Raw genomic sequence first — 16,889 nt, 5'->3', positions numbered from 1 at the left:
GCATGCGTTTTACCGATCTGTTTATTCGTCGTCCGGTGCTGGCCGTAGTGCTCAGCGCGCTGATTCTCATCGCTGGTCTGGCATCCCTGGGGAAGATCACACTGAGAGAGTTCCCGGAACTGGAACGCAGCGTTATCTCCGTCACCACCGTGTATCCCGGCGCTAACTCCCGCACGATTCAGGGGTTTGTCACGACACCGCTCCAGGTGAACATCGCAGGCGCGCGGGGCGTGGAGTACATCAGTTCCTCCAGCAACCCCGGCGTATCTGCGATTCAGGTTCATGTTCGTCTGGGCGAAAACACCTCTGATGTTTTGACGGAAGTGATCGCCAAGGTTAACGAGGCGCGGGATGAATTGCCCGACGATATCCTTGACCCGGTGATCTCCACGGCGGGCAGTGGCGACGCGATGATGTACCTGGCCTTTGTCAGCGATCAGATGACACCCTTTCAGGTGACGGACTATCTCCTGCGCAGCGTGCAACCCGAGCTCGCCACGATTGAGGGTGTGGGCAAGGCCGGCATTTTTGGTCGCTATCTGGCCATGCGCATCTGGCTGGACCCCGTGCGCATGGCCGCCCTCAATGTCACGGCCAATGATATCAACGCGGCGATTCGCCGGGATAACGTCATCAGCACCGCAGGTGCTACCGAGGGTGAATGGGTGCGGGTTACCGTAGACGCCGTCACAGGCATGCGCACCGCCAAAGAGTTTCAGAGCCTGGTGGTTCGCCAGGACCGGGACCGCCAGGTCCGCCTGGGCGATGTTGCAGAAGTGGAGCTTGCAGCAGAAAACAATCAGTCAAGGCAGTCCACCAGCGGTCGCGACACGGTATTCATGTCCATCACCACGGCTCCCGACGCCAACCCCCTGTCGGTCTCCGCGGCGGTGCACGAAATTCTCCCGGCGATCGAAGCCAATCTGCCGGCGGATCTCGAAGTCATCATGGACTGGGACAGCTCCGTGGCCATTGATGATGCCCTGCAGGAAGTGATCAACACGCTCCTCGAAGCGGGGGTGATCGTGATCCTGGTGATCTTCCTGTTTTTGGGGTCTATCCGCGTGGTACTTATTCCCCTCGTCGCAATACCCCTGTCTCTCGTGGGCGTCGTGTTCCTTATGCTGAGCATGGGTTTTTCGCTGAATCTCCTCACGCTCCTCGCCATGGTGATTGCTATTGGTCTGGTCGTTGATGATGCCATCGTGGTGGTGGAGAACGTGCATCGGCATATCGAGGAGGGTGCGACGCCCATACAGGCCGCTATCGACGGCGCCAGAGAAGTGGCCCTGCCGGTTATCGCCATGACCGTCACTCTCGCGGCGGTCTATGCGCCCATCGCATTCATTGGCGGTCTCACGGGCGCGCTGTTCAGTGAATTCGCCCTGACCCTGGCCGGCGCGGTGCTGGTGTCGGGCGTTGTGGCACTAACCCTCAGCCCCATGATGGCCTCTCGGTTTTTAAAGGCACAGGGAGACCAGGGGCGTTTTGCCGACGCCCTCGACGGCTTCTTCCATCGCATGAACCGCGGCTATCAAGGGCTCCTGGAGCACTGTCTGGCGAACCGCGGTGCGGTCATGATGTTTGCCGCCGGTATTATTCTGAGTCTGCCGACACTCTTTCTTATCAGCCAGCGGGAACTTGCACCGGAGGAGGACACGGGCTCTCTCTACGTCGTGGGATCGGCGCCGAGTTATGCGAACCTCGATTACGTCAGTGTCTTCCTTGATCAGGTGGTGGATATCTGGAAAGACATTCCCGAGATTCAATCCTCCTGGCAGGTGGCGCAGCCTGACAGTAACTTCGGGGGCCTGAACATGACGCCCTGGCGCAAAAGAGAGCGCAGCCAACAGGAGGTGCAGCGGGAGCTCCAGGCCAAGCTCGGGGGCGTGTCGGGTATGGAGATGTTCAGCTTTGGCAATCCGGCGCTTCCCGGGTCCGATTCGGGGCTGCCCCTCAGTTTTGTCGTCGCTTCCACCGCCGATTACGCGGAAGTGGAACGCGTCGGCGACGAGCTCCTGAGTGCTGCCCGGGAATCCGGACTGTTCATCTTCATCAATCAGAGCCTGGATTTTAACCGTCCGGAAATCAGCGTAAACATCAATCGGGAGCTCGCTGCCCGCCTGGGCATCTCCATGCAGGACATTGCCAACACCCTTGCGGTGATGCTGGGAGAAGCTGAGGTCAATCGCTTTACCCGGGAGGGTCGCAGCTACAAGGTCATTCCCCAGGCAGGCCGCAACTTTCGCCTGACCCAGTCGGAACTGGAGAAATACTATCTGCGTACAAGCGGCGGAGACCTCGTTCCCCTGTCCAGCGTGATCACTCTGGAAACCCGCGTGGAGCCCAATACCCTGTCCCAGTACCAGCAGCTCAACAGCACGACCCTCCAGGGGATGATGGTGCCGCCCAACACCCTGGGGGACGGCCTTGCGTTTCTCGAAGCACAATTACAGGAGACCGCACCCCGGGGATTTCGCGTGGGATACACCGGCGCCTCACGCCGTTACGTGCAGGAGAGCGCCACCTTCCCTCTCCTGTTTGCCATGTCCCTGGTGCTGATTTTTCTGGTGCTCGCGGCACAGTTCAACAGCTTCCGGGATCCCCTGGTGGTACTCGTGGCGGTGCCCCTATCCATTTTTGGCGCCATGCTGCCCATCGCCATGGGGTTCATGACGCTGAACATCTATACCCAGGTGGGATTGCTCACGCTCATTGGCTTGATCGCAAAGCACGGCATTCTCATTGTGGAGTTCGCGAATCAGTTGGTGCTCGAGGGCGCCGATCGACGCAGCGCGGTACTGCAGTCCGCTACCCTGCGACTCCGCCCCATTCTCATGACCACCTTCGCCACGGTGCTCGGCGTTCTGCCCCTGGTGCTGGCGGCGGGGCCGGGGGCCAATGCACGTTTCGGCATTGGCCTGACCATTACCGCAGGCATGCTCATTGGCACCCTGTTTACGCTGTTTGTGCTACCGGTTATGTATCTGCCGTTCCGGCGGGACAAGGCGCCGGCCGGCTCTCGCTTAGCGGCTCCTACACCTACTCCTTGAGAGAGTCATCCCGCGCCGCTGCACGGTATTCCTCCACCAGGTGGCGCTTGTAAAGCTTGCCGTTGTCCAGTCGCGGCAGCTTCTCATTGAAGTCAATGGAGCGAGGGATCTTAATGTGTGAAAGACGATCCCGCAGCCACTCCATGAGCTCGATGGCAACTTCATCCGTGGCGTCCACCCAGTTCTGAGGCTGCACCACGGCCTTGACCTCTTCGCCAAATTCCTCGTGAGGGATACCGAACACGGCCACATCCGCGACCTTGTCGTGGGTGATCAGCAGATTCTCCACTTCCTGAGGATAAATATTGACGCCGCCACTGATAATCATGAAATGCTTGCGGTCCGTCAGATACAGGTAGCCCTCCTCATCGAGGTAGCCGACGTCGCCGGTGTTGGCCCAGCCCCGTTCGTTGTAGGACTCGGCGGTTTTCTCCGGCTCCTTGTAATACTCAAAAGTGGCCTGGGAACCGCTGAAGTAAATAGCACCAATTTCCCCGGGAGGGAGCTCATGCCCCTCCTCGTCCACGATATGAACCTCTCCCATCATCGCCCGCCCTACGGAGCCTTTGTGGGTGAGCCATTGAGGAGAGTCAATGAGCGTCGCCCCGATGGACTCGCTTGCGGCGTAGTACTCCACAATCACGGGCCCCCACCAGTCGATCATTTTTTCTTTGGTTTCTATGGGACAGGGAGCAGCCGCATGAATCGCAAACTGCATGGAACTGAGGTCGTATTTGTTCCGCAGCGCCTCCGGGAGCTTCAGCATGCGCACGAACATGATGGGCACCCACTGGCTGTGGGTAACGCGGTGCTCTTCGATCAGGGCCAGGGCGTGCTCCGGATCGAACTGTTCCATGATGACTGTGGTGCCACCCATGTAGAGCGTGAGCATGTTGTAGTGCAGCGGAGCAGCGTGATAAAGCGGCGCCGGCGACAGATACACCGTCTCCTCGCCAAACCCAAAGGCCGCACCGAGAGTCGGAGCCAGAAAATGGGGCGCATGGACATCGTTCGACTCCGGAGGGACAAAAACGCCCTTGGGCTGCCCCGTGGTTCCCGACGAATACAGCATGGGCACACCATTGGCCTGGTCATCAATTGGCGTATCGGGCTGCGCGTCCGTTGCCTCTTCCCAGGATTCAAAGTTCTCCCGAACACCACCCACCATAAAATGGTGAGTCACGCCCGTCGCATGACTCGCCGCCGCCTGTGCCACCTCAGCCACTTTGGGTGAGGCAATAAACAGTCTGGCCTCGCAGTTCGTGAGTATGTAGGCGGTTTCCTCGGCCTTCAGATGACTGCTTATAGCGGTGTAGATCAAACCCGCTCGCTGGGCACCCCAGCAAATTTCCAGGTACTCCCGGCGGTTCTCCATCATCAACGCAATGTGGTCGCCGGTACGCAGACCCAGGGAGCGAAACAACTGGGCCGCCTGGTTGGATCGCTCGTCGAGCTCGCGATAGGTCACCATGGTATCCCCACCCCCCAGGGCATCCGCGACGATGATGGCGGGTTTATGGGGATAGGTCTTGGCGGTTTCGCTGGGATGGGGCATCCGGAACTCCTGATTATTATCATTCCTAATCTTGAAGATACTATAGAAAATATCGACGCTCAGGTACTCTGCTTCCTGCGCTTTTTCCTGTTCTCTCGGGGAACACAATCTCTCATGGAGTCAAGGGGCAACTTAAGGATGATACGGTGAACGCTTTAGCAGATATCTCCCCTGCCGCGCTCCGGCAACAGATACGCCGTGGCGAGTTTACGGGGAACACCTCGGGCGTCGCTCCCGGCTTCGTACAATGCAATATCGTTATCCTGCCCTCCCTTTGGGCAGCGGATTTTCTGCGTTTCTGCCAGGCTAACCCCAGACCTTGTCCCCTCATCGCCTGCAGCGCTGCGCCGGGCGATACCGCCCTGCCCAAGCTGGGCGCTATGGATATCCGCACGGATGTTTCGTCCTACCGGGTTTTCCGTGATGGCGCTCTGATCAATGAGTGCGACAACATCACAGAGCTATGGACCGACGACCTCGTGACCTTCGCCCTGGGCTGTTCCTTCTCCTTTGAGGAAGCCCTGTTGGAGGCGGGCCTTGACGTGCGCAATGTGAGCGAAAGGGTCAACGTGCCCATGTATCGCAGCAACATTCCCTGCGAGACCGCGGGCCCCTTCGCAGGCGATATGGTCGTCAGCATGCGTCCCTTCTTACCCGCAGACGCTATTCGCGCCATTCAGGTTTGCAGTCGTTTTCCCGCCGTCCATGGCGCCCCCCTGCATTTTGGAGACCCGGCGGCCATCGGCATCGAGAATATTGCGGCGCCGGACTACGGCGACCTCGTGAGCATTCACGAAGGCGAAGTTCCCCTGTTCTGGGCCTGCGGTGTTACTCCCCAGGTAGCCCTGGAGAAGGCGGCGCCGCCTCTGGCCATCACCCACAGTCCGGGCTGCATGCTGGTAACGGATCTGCGTAATGCCGAGCTGGCGGTTTTATAGGAGGGCATCTGGTGCTTTTAAACTGTGATTTGGGCGAGAGCTATGGCAACTGGCGCATGGGCCTCGATGAAGAGGTGATGCCTTTTCTTGACCAGGCCAATCTGGCCTGCGGCTTTCACGGGGGCGACCCCCTCACTATTGAAAAAACCCTCAGGCTGGCAGCGGCGCACGGTGTAACCGTCGGCGCCCATCCGGCCTACCCTGATCTGGTGGGCTTTGGCCGACGCAGCATGGCCATGTCTCCCGAGGAGCTTCGCAGCGCGCTGCTGTATCAGATCGCTGCCATCGATGGTATGGCAAACACTCTGGGCGTCAGTATTGACTACGTAAAACCTCACGGCGCTTTGTATAACGACATGATGGCGAACACCGGGATACGCGACACCATAATGCGCACCGTGGCCGATTACCCTAAGCCGCTGAAGCTGATGCTGCAGGCCACGGTAGAGGCTGAGCGACATCGGGAAGAAGCCAGCAAGCTGGATCTTGCTCTGCTCTTTGAGGCGTTCGCCGACCGCTGCTACGACGATGACGGACGCCTACTCTCCCGGCGAAAAGCCGGCGCTGTGCACAACAAAGCGCGCATGCTGGCTCAGGTAGAGCAGTTGGCAACGGCGTCTACGGTCACCACGGTTTCCGGCGACACCCTGACACTGCAGGTGGACAGCCTCTGTGTTCATGGTGATAACGCCGAAGGTGTGCAGGCCATCCAAGACATCAGAAAGCTCCTCACTGTCGCGGCATGACGGACACGCTGAAAATTGAATGTGCCGGTGAAGCCGCGCTCATTGTTTACTTAGGTGATGAAAGCTCCCCTACCGTCGCCGCGAGGGTGCAGGCCCTGGGCGATGCGCTCAGGCCCAAGCTTGGATCAACGCTGGTGGATCTTATTCCGTCCTATGCCTCGCTGCTGGTGCTGTACGACCCCCTCCAGAGCGACCGCTACCACATTAGCCAATGCATCAGGGACTGCCGACCTGCCCTTGCCCATGCCACCATCGGCAGCGGCCGACTCGTGGAGATTCCCGTGTATTACAGCCCCGAGAGCGGGGAGGATCTTGAGACTCTGGCAAACAGTAAAAGTCTCTCCATCGATGATGTTATCGGGATACACAGTGAGCAGGAGTACCGCGTCTACGCCATTGGCTTCGCACCGGGTTTTGCCTATCTCGGCGATGTTGATCCGCGCATCGCGGCACCTCGGCTGAGCACACCGCGACAGAAGGTGCCCCGTGGTGCCGTCGCCATAGCTGATCGACAAACAGCGGTTTACCCCGCCCCCTCGCCCGGGGGATGGAATCTCATTGGACGCTCCCCCCAGCGAATGTTTGACCCCCAGGCCGAGGTACCCATGCCGGTACAGGTGGGGGACCGCGTGCGTTTTACCCCCATGGACCGCTCAGACTTTCTTCTCGCAGGAGGCAGCCTGTGAGCACTCTGGAGGTTCTCCAGCCGGGATTGCTCAGCCTGCTGCAGGATAGGGGACGCTTTGCCCAGGCAGCCATCGGGCTCACCACGGGCGGTCCCATGGATTTTATTGCCGCATCACTGGCTAATCGACTCCTGCAAAACGATGCCAATGCCACGCTGATCGAGGTGAGCTTTGGAGGCCTGTCCCTCCGCGCAAATGACGACAGTCAGATTGCAGTCACCGGTGCCACGCTGCCCCTGACGGTGAACGGTAAGGAACGACCCATGTGGTCTGTTATCGATCTCCACGCCGGTGACGAGATCAGTCTCGGATTCAGCACCACGGGTTGCCGCAGCTATCTTTCTGTCGCCGGTGGCCTCGCGATTAACGATAGTTTTGGCAGCACCTCCACCGTGATCCGGGAAGGAATTGGCGGGCTGAATGGCGGAAAACTGGAAACCGGTGACTGTCTTCCTGTGCATCCGGGCGACCGGGTGCCCTTACTGTGGTATCCGCCCCGCCTGCGACCCAGCTACCACCACCGCGCCACGGTGCGCGTTGTACCGGGTTATCAACACGCCCGTTTCTCCCGCCTCGAGCAGCGACGATTTTTCGGCAGCGACTATACGGTAAGCGACCGCTGTGATCGCATGGGTTACCGCCTTGAGGGCCCCCCTATCCAATGCGATATTCAGGGCATTCTCTCCGAAGGCATCGCTCCCGGCGCCATACAGATACCTGCTGACGGGCAGCCCATCGTGCTCCTCAATGATCGACAAACCATTGGAGGCTACCCGAAGATCGGCTGTGCTCTGTCTCTGGATAGCGCTGCCCTCGCTCAACTGCGACCGGGAGATACGGTGACTTTCGCAGCCATTTCCGAGCACCGGGCGCATAATGCCCTGCATCTCGCCGAGGTCTATGAACGCTCACGAATCCCGGAGCCCGCACCCCAATGACCCTGGACGCATTGAGCGATGCCATCGAAGCTTTGCTGGTTGCAAAAAACCTCCGGCGCATGGCGGAGCTCCGCCCCGCGCTGACACCGGGATATTGCCTGCGCGCTGCCCGGATTCTCGAGGGCTCTGAGAGAATTCTCATCGGCACGGGATTCCCGGTGCTCGACACCTTCGAAACCGATGGCCCCCTGGGAGCCATCGCTTTGTATCAGGCCCTGGAGCAGCTGGGCAAGGACTGCTATCTGGCCTGTGCAGCTCCCCTGGCAGACGCTCTGGGCGCGGATTTCAAAGTGCTGAAACTGCAGGCCTTTAATCTCGAAGACGGCCTGACAGAAGCCCGGGACTCCCTCGCTTCCCTGAGACCCGATGCGATTGTATCCATCGAGCGACCGGGGCTCGCCGCCGATAACCACTACTACAATATGCGGGGCGAGGACATATCCCCACGCTGCGCGATATTTGATTACTATCTAACAGAGTCTGCGGCGCCGAGCATCGCCATAGGCGACGGCGGTAACGAAATCGGTATGGGGAAACTTCAGGCGGAAGTCAGCGCTCTGGATATTCATGGCGCGGCAACCAGCTGCGATGAGCTGCTCGTTGCGGACGTATCCAACTGGGGCGGCTATGCCTTGATTGCTGTTTTGGAGGCCCTCACGGACACACGGCTGCTGACAGCCATCACTCATGAAGAGACCCTTCAGTATCTGTCGGAGCGTGGCAGCATTGACGGCGTGACGCGGGAAAACACCCTGACAGAGGATGGCTTACCGGCCGCTGCCGGCGCAGAACTCCTCACGGAGCTCCAGCGTCTCGTCGAGAGCCATGCTCCGGTAAAGAACTAACAGCTTATTACTTGCTACTTTTTAAGAGTACAGCACTATGAGTCAGGTTTATCTCAATGGGCAGTTCATGCCTATGAGCGAGGCAAAGATATCGCCCATGGACCGCGGTTTTCTTTTCGGCGATGGCATCTATGAAGTCATACCCGTTTACAGCGGAAAAAGCGTCGGCCTGGGCCCGCACCTGGCACGCATGCAAGCAGGCCTCGATGCCATCGAACTCAAGCTGCATATCGACCACGAGGAATGGCGCGGAATCGTCGATGAGCTCGCCGCTGCCAACGAGAGCGAAAACCTGGGTATCTACATTCAGATCAGCCGGGGTGCGGACAGCAAGCGCAATCACGCCATGCCCGTGGGTATAGAGGCGACGCGTTTTGCCTTTGCCTTCGAAATAGCACCACCGCCGATTGCTGACAAAGCCCTCGCAACGCGCTTTGAGGTGTCGGCGACCCGGGATCTTCGCTGGCAGCGGTGCAACATTAAATCCACATCCTTGCTGGGGAACGTGATGCACTACCAGCACGGACACTCCCGAGGCCACCATGAAACGCTGCTGTTCAACAGCCAGGACGAACTGACGGAAGCGGCGGCCTGTAATGTTTTTATCGTTAAGGACGGCGTTATCTCCACGCCCCTCCTGGATCATCAGAAGCTGCCGGGAATTACGCGACTCATGCTCCTCGATATGTTGAAAAAGCACTCTTCCCGCACGGTTCAGGAACGCGTCATCACCCGGGACGAAGTGGACAACGCCGATGAGGTCTGGCTCACCAGCTCCAGCAAGGAGGTGGCCCCGGTTGTCGCCATCGAGGGCAGGCCCGTGGGTAACGGTGAGGTCGGTGACGTCTGGCTCGAGGCGGAAACCCTGTTCAGTCAGCACCGCTACGAGTACTGAGGTGGCACGCCCCACCCTCGCAAGAATTCTGACGGGCAACCTCCGTCACAACGCCCGACGCGTTCGCGAGGAGGCGCCCCGGTCGCGCATCATGGCCTGCGTAAAAGCAGACGCCTACGGGCATGGCATCACCACCGCGAGCGAGGCCCTCAATGACATCGTGGACGGCTTCGCCGTGGCCTGTATATCCGAGGCCCTGGCCCTACGCGATGCAGGCATCAAAAAACCGGTTCTGATGCTCGAGGGCCCCCAGAGCCCCGACGAGGTTCCCGAGGCGGCTCACAAAGACCTCACCCTGTGTGTCAACGAGTGGCATCAACTCGAGTGGCTTGAAAAAGCCGGGCTCAGTGCTCCCCTCGCCTGTTGGCTAAAGATTGATACGGGGATGCATCGCCTGGGTTTCAGCCCCCAGCGCACCGCCGAGGCATTGCAAAGACTTGAGCGCAAAGCCAAAAACCCGGAGCTTGTCCTGTGCACGCATTTTTCCAGCGCGGACCTACCCAAAGACAACGGTGTGGAGGCGCAAGTCCGGGCTTTTGATGAGGTTGCAGCGACCACCGCCTACGCCCACAGCCTTGCCAACTCCGCGGCGATCCTCACGATACCCGAGAGTCACCGGCACTGGGTTCGCCCCGGCTATATGCTCTATGGCGGCTCCCCCCTTGCAGATGCTGCTGCGGCGACCCTGAACCTCAAGCCTGCCATGGAGTTCGTTGCCGAGGTCATCAGCGTGCGAGACGTATCCGTGGGTGAGCGTGTCGGCTATCGCGGTCGTTGGGAGGCGAGGCGTCCCTCGCGCATCGCCACGGTGGCCGCAGGTTATGGCGATGGCTATCCGCGCCATGCACCCGATGGTACTCCGGTGTTCATCAATGGGAAGGTCGCGCCCCTGGCCGGGCGTGTCTCCATGGACATGATCACCGTGGACGTGACGGAACATCCGGATATTGCTGTCGGCGCGAAAGCGGTCCTTTGGGGAGGGGAACCCACCGTCGACGAGGTGGCCACGGCAGCCGACACTATCGGTTACGAGATTCTGGCGGGTATGCCCAAGCGCGTACCTCGCGTCGTCGAAGACTAGGCCGGAACAACACAGACAGGCGAGACATTGCTCGTAATGCGTAGGTGATTTCGGGTGCGGCGAGGGTAGCGGTCCGATAAACTAGGCTATCAATCCTGGCACGGGTCGCGACGATATCTTGGAAGCATCAAACGCACAGAAAAAGCCTTCTTCCATACCCGAGGAAAACCCCGCCGAACTCAAAGATGGAAGCCTTCTCGCAGCGGTAGATCTGGGTAGCAACTCCTTCCACCTGCTTATCGCACGCCTGGAGCAGGGAGAGATTCGCCCCGCCCAGGCACTCTCCGAAAAGGTTCAGCTGGCAGCGGGACTGGAGGGTGACGAGCTATCCCAGGACGCGATCGATCGAGGCCTTGAGTGTCTCAGTCGCTTTGCCCAGCTCCTCCAAAGTGTCGAGCCCCAGCGCATCCGCGTAGTGGGCACCAATGCCCTTCGCCGGGCGCGAAACCGCAAGAAGTTTACCGAGCCTGCCCGCAGAATCCTTGGCGCCCCCATCGACGTGATTTACGGACGCGAGGAGGCCCGTCTGGTGTACCTGGGAGTCGCACACACCCTCGCCGATGATAGCCAGTCACGCCTGGTGGTAGACATTGGCGGGGGAAGCACCGAGTTTGCCATCGGAGAGCGCTTCGAACCGCGCAAACTGGAAAGCCTGCAACTGGGTTGCGTGACCTACAGCAGAGACTGCTTCAAAGACGGCCTCCTCTCGAAATCCAATTACAAGAGCGCCTACGATCGGGCCTGCGTGGAGGTCTCACATATCCGCAAACAGTTTCGCCGCAAACACTGGGTAGAGGCCGTGGGATCATCGGGCACCCTTCAGGCCATCGAGGGCATCCTCATCGCCCAGCAGTGGGCCGATGGCATGATCACGCGCAAGGGTTTGACGCGCATGCGCAAGGCCCTTCTTGGCTTCAAGCACCTTGATGACATCAATCTTGAGGGCCTCAGCGACGCGCGGCGGTCCGTCATTGCTTCGGGAGTCGCCATCACCGAAGCTATTTTCGATGTCCTGGATATCGATGAAATGCGCAGCTCCCGGGGCGCCCTGCGAGAAGGCGTTGTCTATGATCTCGTGGGACGCCTGAGTCACGAGGACGTGCGGGAGCGAAGCATCCGGGCGCTCATGCAGCGTTATCACGTCGATGAAGAAGTTTCCGAGCTTGTCGCGCGCCGGGCCCGTACGCTCTTTGATGCCACCTATAAAGCATGGGAGCTCACGGGGAGTGACCGCGAACTGCTTATCTGGGCAGCCCTGTCCCAGGAAATCGGCAAGGCCATCGCCCACAAGCACTACCATCGCCACGGCGCTTACCTTCTGCGCAACTCAGATCTCCCGGGCTTTCCCCAGCATGAGCAGGAAGACATGGCCATCCTCGTCGAGGGTCAGCACGGCAAAATTCGCCAGGAGCTTTTTGGCGACAGCGAGGGCCCCGCATTGCTGAGACTGCAACGACTGGTTGCCCTGTTACGCCTCGCGACTCTGTTCAAGTATGTGGAGCCCCTTGAGAAATTACCGAACTTTGCGATCAATGCCTCTTCCAAGGGCTTGAAGCTGGATTTCCCCGAAGACTGGCTGGAGCAGCATCCCCTCACGGCTCAGGAGCTGGCGCAGCAGCAGGCTGTGTTCGGACGCCTGGGGCTGCGTCTGGCATTCAGCTGATATTCTCAGGGAGCGGGGGAGCGTCTCCACCCTAGCCTAGCCTAGCCTTGCCCTGGCCTTGCCTCGGACTGCCTCGCTGCTCCGGCGTTTACAGATTCACCCAGCTGTTGAGCGCGCGCAGTCGAAAATCGCTCCCCTGAAAACGCAAAATCACCGAGTCGCTCAGTATCTCCCGCACTTCTACGCCCCGGGTCCGCTGCCCCGGCGAAAGGTTCGTACCGTTGATCGTCACTGTTGAAGGCCCCGAGCTTCCATAATTGTGGCGGGAGTACATAAGCGTCGGCACGCTGTCCCGGAACTGCTTTGTCAGATCCTCCAACAGCGCTACGGGGTGAGCTTGCAGAGCACTGTTCCCTGCCTGGGCGCGTATTTCACGCAGTACCTGCTCAACGTCGATCTCGCTTTCATTTTCACTTTCACGCTCGCCGGGACGTTCCGCCGTCTGCATCTGATCCTCAGTCTGGATCTCGGCCCGGGTCTTTATCTGGATGTCAGCGTCGGTCACAGCAGGCGCACTTGGGGAGGCTTCAGGCGCGTCGATGACGTTGTGCGGGGGCTGCGCATAGAGCGCGGCGATCGCAGCGTCCTGTTCCGGCGTTGAAACCGACGCCGTGCGCCCTGATGCCTGGGCCGCGGAAACAGCATCCGACGGCCGTGGACGGCTATCACGCACAGCGGTATCCCTCTGCATAGCCCGCTCCCTTGCCACCGGGTTTGCAGGAGGGTTTTCAGCCTGCCGTGCAGCCAGGGCAGGCATCCGCGCAGGCTCTCGGGCATCAGTGCCTGTTGCTGGTGCCCTGAACATGAATAGCGCCCCAAGGGCCAGCATGGCGAAAAGCGCGAATGCAAGCACTGCGGCCACTGGCACGAGCTCTAGCCACCCACGGCCTGGGGATGCCTCGGACGACGTTTCCTGAGCGAGGATGCCCGGCGCTGGGCTGTTTTCTTCACGTTTTTCGCGCTCCGCACGACGGAGGGCATCCAGTATCAGCGACACAGCCTGGCGCTCCTCAAAACGATGACGTTTTTCATCCTGCGCCTCATCAACGGCTGGTCCCGGTTTGCGCCGCAGCCCAGGCCCGGGCTTCGGCAAAGCCGAGGTCATCACCTACGGCCAGGGACAAGGCCCGGAGCGTGTTTTCCCCGAGTACGCCATCGGCGCGCAGCCCCTGCTGTTGTTGAAACAGCTTAACCCGAGCTTCCAGACGAGGATCAAAGAGCATCTCGGTCAGAGGCTGGATCTGACCATCGAGGCGGGCAAAGAGCGCCGCCACCCGTGCCACGTCATCACCTCGGTCACCACGCTGTAGCGTGCGCCCTACCCCGGGTGACAGACGCCAGAACTGCCAGACCGTGCCGGTCCAAAGGGGCGCCAGACGCTCCAGGGGAATGCTTTGGGGGCCCCCGGGGGCTCTCAGCAGCGCCCGCTTATCGTCAATGGCCAGGAGCAGGGCTCGCTGCTCAAAGCGTTGCTCATCGAGAAGCCCCAGCAAGGCGGGCCGGCCCTCCGTGAGCAATTGATTCCAACTTTCCACGACACGTTTTTCGCATTGCAGATCCCGAAGCTCAGCGGCACAGGGATTCACCGGCATGGCCTTGTCTGCACCGTAGAGCGCCCCCAGGGCCGACGCCCCGGCCTCGGGAGACAGACGCCAGGGATCGGCCTCAGGCTCTGCAACATCGACTGCGGGGGGCTCTGCTGCAGTGGCGGAGGGCTCTGCTGCAGTAGTGCGGGTGCTATCTTCTGGCACCGGGACGCTTTGGGGCAGAGACGCGCCGTTCATTACCTGCGTCTCTGGCGTAGTGACAACAGGCAGCGCCAGCCAGGCAATCAGGGCAAGGGCAAGAATGGCGCTGCCTATGAGCGCCGGGGCGCGCCATGGGCTGCCGCCGGGCGATGATCCTGCGCCGGCTACACCCATGACTTCGTCCACCGCCTGCTTCAGGAGTTCACGATCAAGGCGATCACTGTCCCGACCGTAGGCTCCCAGCAGCATGCGATCGCAAAGCAGGTTGATGACCCTCGGAACACCGCTGCTTTCTTTGTGGATGGCACGCACCAAAGCCCGTGGAAACAGCTCCCGCCCCGCAGGCAAACCGGCGATGTGCAGGCGATGCCGAATGTAAGCAGCGGTCTCATCAGGCGTGAGCGGCTGCAGGTCGAAGCGTGCGGTAATTCGCTGGTTCAACTGCCGCAACTCCGGCCTCGCCAGTTTCATCGCCAGCTCGGGCTGGCCGATCAGGATGATGTGCAGCAGCTTCTCATCACTGGTTTCGAGGTTGGTCAACAGACGAATCTGCTCAAGGACGTCAAAACTCAGATGCTGAGCCTCGTCGATCATCAATACTGTTTTTCGGCCTTTGCTGTGATTGGCGAGTAAAAACCGATGGAGGGCATCGCTGAGGTCTTTCAGACCCGGGTTGTCAGCATCAAACCCTATGCCCAGTTCCTCACAAACCGTCGCCAGCATGTCCCGGGCGTCCAACGCCGGATTCAGTACGATGGCAATATCCGCGTTATCCGGTAACTGTTCGATGAGACATCGATTGATGGTGGTTTTACCCGTGCCCACCTCTCCGGTGAGCAGAATAAAACCTCCTCCCGCGCCCACACCGTAAAGAAGATGCGCCAGAGCGTCACGATGCCGGGGGCTCATGTACAGATAACGCGGATTTACCGCGATGGAGAATGGCGCTTCGTTTAAACCGAAATACTGGTAATACATACCAAGCTCTGTGAAGAACGGATCGTGGCCGAAACCAGGAGCGGCATTATGCCGTATCCGCTTTCGCAGCCGTAGAGGTGTCTTCCGCAGCGCCAGCCAACAACTCCAGCGCTTCGTCGCACCAGGCCAGATACTGTTTGCCTCCGGTGATGCCACCCAGGAGGGCGAGATACACCCCTTTCCGACGCAGGGGCAGGGTTTCCGGATCCCCGTAGTGCCGCCGGCGAATACGCTCGTAAAGGTACAGGCGCTGCATCATGGCTTCCCGGCGCTCGCGCAAACGGGTCCGCAGATAATCAATATTGGACTCGGACAGGTTGTACAGCTTGATATACAGCTCGTCCTTGGTCTCCTGGAGACGCATACGATCCTTGGTGAGCACCCATTCATCCAGCGCCTCCCGGCCTGCGTCCGTGAGCGCATAGAGAATCTTATCGGGACGGCCCTTCTGCGCTTCGGTACGGCGCGTCACCCACGCAAGGTCGCTGAGCTTACCCAGTTCCCGATAAATCTGCTGATGAGAGGCATGCCAGAAAAACCCCAGGGACTTGTCGAAGGAACCCGCGAGGTCATAGCCCGACAGTTCGTCCTCAATCAGCGCGGTCATAATCGCGTAGCGCAATGCCATGACGGCTCCCCAGCGGTTGTCAATAAAGGAAGATTGTGCCCTCTTTGCGTAGCGTATGCAAAATGTTGCATAAACAGTCTCCTTGCCTTAATCTCCCCACCGTTTTGATCAACCCCATCTCAATCAAGGAGCCCTCCATGGCACTGCCCGACACTCTTTCCTCGCGACTGCGTTTGCCTGCCGTTGCCGCCCCGCTGTTTATCATCTCCAACCCTGACCTGGTCATTGAGCAGTGCAAGGCTGGCATCGTGGGCTCCTTCCCGTCCCTGAATGCGCGCCCCCTGGAGGAACTGGATCGCTGGCTGGACCGCATCACGACGGAGCTGGCCGCCTATGACGCGGCGAACCCCGATGCGCCGTCGGCTCCCTACGCAGTCAATCTCATCGTGCACGGCTCCAACAACCGTCTGCAGGAAGATCTCGAGATGTGCGTTAAGTACAAGGCACCCATCGTGATTACCTCCCTGGGCGCGAAGGAATTCGTCAACGATGCTATTCATTCCTACGGTGGCATTGTTCTCCACGACATCATCAACAATCGCTTCGCCAAAAAAGCCATCGAGAAAGGCGCCGATGGACTGATCGCGGTAGCAGCAGGCGCAGGCGGTCACGCGGGCACGACCTCACCGTTTGCGTTAGTGCAGGAAATCCGCGAGTGGTTTGACGGTCCCCTCCTCCTCTCGGGCTCCATTGCCAGCGGTGACGCCATACTGGGCGCTTTGGCAATGGGTGCGGACCTTGGCTATATCGGCTCCGCCTTTATTGCCACGGACGAGGCCAACGCCGAGGAGGCGTACAAGCAGGCCATCGTGGATTACAACTCCTCAGACATCATTTACAGCAATCTGTTTACCGGTGTTCATGGCAACTACCTGGCACCTTCCGTGGAAGCGGCGGGTCTGGATCCCAACAATCTGCCCGAAAGCGATCCCACGGCCATGGACTTTGGCTCCGGGGGCAATACCGACGCCAAGGCCTGGAAAAATATCTGGGGCTGTGGCCAGGGTATCGGCGCGGTGAAGAGCGTGGGCCCCACGGCGGCATTGGTGGAGCGCTTACGCGTGGAGTTCGCCGCGGCGAAGGCTCGCTTGTTGGACGCAGCCTGAACAGGGGATACGCGAGGGGAACCTATTCC

Annotated in this window: 14 protein-coding genes; 10 read left to right on the top strand and 4 right to left on the bottom strand. The window is 59.9% G+C overall.

The features are described 5' to 3' along the window. Positions 1-2: 2 nt before the first annotated feature. Positions 3-3,053 carry an efflux RND transporter permease subunit gene (locus tag KT71_RS08280; RefSeq protein ID WP_008295878.1) on the top strand — a complete coding sequence of 1,017 codons (3,051 nt, stop codon included), beginning with the start codon at positions 3-5 and terminating at the stop codon, positions 3,051-3,053. Here KT71_RS08280 and KT71_RS08275 read toward each other — a convergent pair. After that, positions 3,043-4,608 carry an acyl-CoA synthetase gene (locus tag KT71_RS08275; protein ID WP_008295879.1) on the bottom strand — a complete coding sequence of 522 codons (1,566 nt, stop codon included), beginning with the start codon at positions 4,606-4,608 and terminating at the stop codon, positions 3,043-3,045. The two genes, KT71_RS08280 and KT71_RS08275, sit on opposite strands and share 11 nt — an antisense overlap. 146 nt (positions 4,609-4,754) lie before the next feature. Between KT71_RS08275 and KT71_RS08270 the strand changes: the two genes are divergently transcribed. From KT71_RS08270 to KT71_RS08235, 8 genes are all read left to right on the top strand, one after another. Continuing rightward, on the top strand, positions 4,755-5,546 hold the full coding sequence (locus tag KT71_RS08270) for a putative hydro-lyase (protein ID WP_008295880.1): 792 nt from the start codon (positions 4,755-4,757) through the stop codon (positions 5,544-5,546). A gap of 11 nt (positions 5,547-5,557) precedes the next feature. Then, the gene (locus tag KT71_RS08265; RefSeq protein WP_008295881.1) at positions 5,558-6,292 is read left to right on the top strand and encodes a 5-oxoprolinase subunit PxpA; all 735 of its coding nucleotides are present in this window, start codon (positions 5,558-5,560) and stop codon (positions 6,290-6,292) included. Then, on the top strand, positions 6,289-6,978 hold the full coding sequence (gene pxpB, locus KT71_RS08260) for a 5-oxoprolinase subunit PxpB (protein WP_008295882.1): 690 nt from the start codon (positions 6,289-6,291) through the stop codon (positions 6,976-6,978). Before KT71_RS08265 ends, pxpB begins: the two co-directional genes overlap by 4 nt. Beyond that, on the top strand, positions 6,975-7,916 hold the full coding sequence (locus tag KT71_RS08255; RefSeq protein WP_008295883.1) for a 5-oxoprolinase subunit C family protein: 942 nt from the start codon (positions 6,975-6,977) through the stop codon (positions 7,914-7,916). The genes pxpB and KT71_RS08255 overlap by 4 nt, the downstream gene beginning before the upstream one ends. Further along, positions 7,913-8,761, top strand: coding sequence for a glutamate cyclase domain-containing protein (locus KT71_RS08250; RefSeq protein WP_008295884.1), 849 nt, complete (start codon positions 7,913-7,915; stop codon positions 8,759-8,761). The genes KT71_RS08255 and KT71_RS08250 overlap by 4 nt, the downstream gene beginning before the upstream one ends. 37 nt (positions 8,762-8,798) lie before the next feature. Continuing rightward, on the top strand, positions 8,799-9,656 hold the full coding sequence (locus KT71_RS08245) for an aminotransferase class IV (RefSeq protein WP_008295885.1): 858 nt from the start codon (positions 8,799-8,801) through the stop codon (positions 9,654-9,656). Position 9,657: 1 nt separating this feature from the next. Next, positions 9,658-10,737, top strand: coding sequence for an alanine racemase (alr, locus tag KT71_RS08240; RefSeq protein WP_008295886.1), 1,080 nt, complete (start codon positions 9,658-9,660; stop codon positions 10,735-10,737). Positions 10,738-10,855: 118 nt separating this feature from the next. Next, positions 10,856-12,400 (top strand): Ppx/GppA phosphatase family protein, encoded by a 1,545-nt coding sequence (locus tag KT71_RS08235; RefSeq protein ID WP_008295888.1) that lies wholly within the window; start codon positions 10,856-10,858, stop codon positions 12,398-12,400. Between the two features lie 88 nt (positions 12,401-12,488). Here KT71_RS08235 and KT71_RS08230 read toward each other — a convergent pair whose 3' ends face one another. From KT71_RS08230 to KT71_RS08220, 3 genes are read right to left on the bottom strand one after another with little or no spacing between them, the layout of a single operon-like run. Beyond that, positions 12,489-13,397, bottom strand: coding sequence for a general secretion pathway protein GspB (locus tag KT71_RS08230; protein WP_023659466.1), 909 nt, complete (start codon positions 13,395-13,397; stop codon positions 12,489-12,491). 46 nt (positions 13,398-13,443) lie between these two features. Then, a complete protein-coding gene (locus KT71_RS08225; RefSeq protein WP_008295890.1) occupies positions 13,444-15,126 on the bottom strand; it encodes an ExeA family protein in 1,683 nt (560 codons plus the stop codon). Between the two features lie 46 nt (positions 15,127-15,172). Further along, positions 15,173-15,754: a PadR family transcriptional regulator gene (locus KT71_RS08220; protein WP_008295891.1), complete on the bottom strand. Its 582-nt coding sequence runs from the start codon at positions 15,752-15,754 to the stop codon at positions 15,173-15,175. A 137-nt stretch (positions 15,755-15,891) separates the two neighbouring features. Between KT71_RS08220 and KT71_RS08215 the strand changes: the two genes are divergently transcribed. Continuing rightward, positions 15,892-16,860 (top strand): NAD(P)H-dependent flavin oxidoreductase, encoded by a 969-nt coding sequence (locus KT71_RS08215; protein WP_008295892.1) that lies wholly within the window; start codon positions 15,892-15,894, stop codon positions 16,858-16,860. Positions 16,861-16,889 lie beyond the last annotated feature (29 nt).

It is taken from the genome of Congregibacter litoralis KT71 (assembly GCF_000153125.2).
GTDB classification, from domain to species: domain Bacteria; phylum Pseudomonadota; class Gammaproteobacteria; order Pseudomonadales; family Halieaceae; genus Congregibacter; species Congregibacter litoralis.
This window is presented reverse-complemented; position numbering and strand designations above follow the sequence as displayed.

Bases quoted from the DNA above. Each gene is read 5' to 3' on its own strand.
- KT71_RS08280 (WP_008295878.1), top strand. From the start codon at position 3: ATGCGTTTTACCGATCTGTTTATTCGTCGTCCGGTGCTGGCCGTAGTG.
- KT71_RS08275 (WP_008295879.1), bottom strand. From the start codon at position 4,608: ATGCCCCATCCCAGCGAAACCGCCAAGACCTATCCCCATAAACCCGCC.
- pxpB (WP_008295882.1), top strand. From the start codon at position 6,289: ATGACGGACACGCTGAAAATTGAATGTGCCGGTGAAGCCGCGCTCATT.
- KT71_RS08250 (WP_008295884.1), top strand. From the start codon at position 7,913: ATGACCCTGGACGCATTGAGCGATGCCATCGAAGCTTTGCTGGTTGCA.
- KT71_RS08245 (WP_008295885.1), top strand. From the start codon at position 8,799: ATGAGTCAGGTTTATCTCAATGGGCAGTTCATGCCTATGAGCGAGGCA.
- KT71_RS08225 (WP_008295890.1), bottom strand. From the start codon at position 15,126: ATGTATTACCAGTATTTCGGTTTAAACGAAGCGCCATTCTCCATCGCG.
- KT71_RS08220 (WP_008295891.1), bottom strand. From the start codon at position 15,754: ATGGCATTGCGCTACGCGATTATGACCGCGCTGATTGAGGACGAACTG.
- KT71_RS08215 (WP_008295892.1), top strand. From the start codon at position 15,892: ATGGCACTGCCCGACACTCTTTCCTCGCGACTGCGTTTGCCTGCCGTT.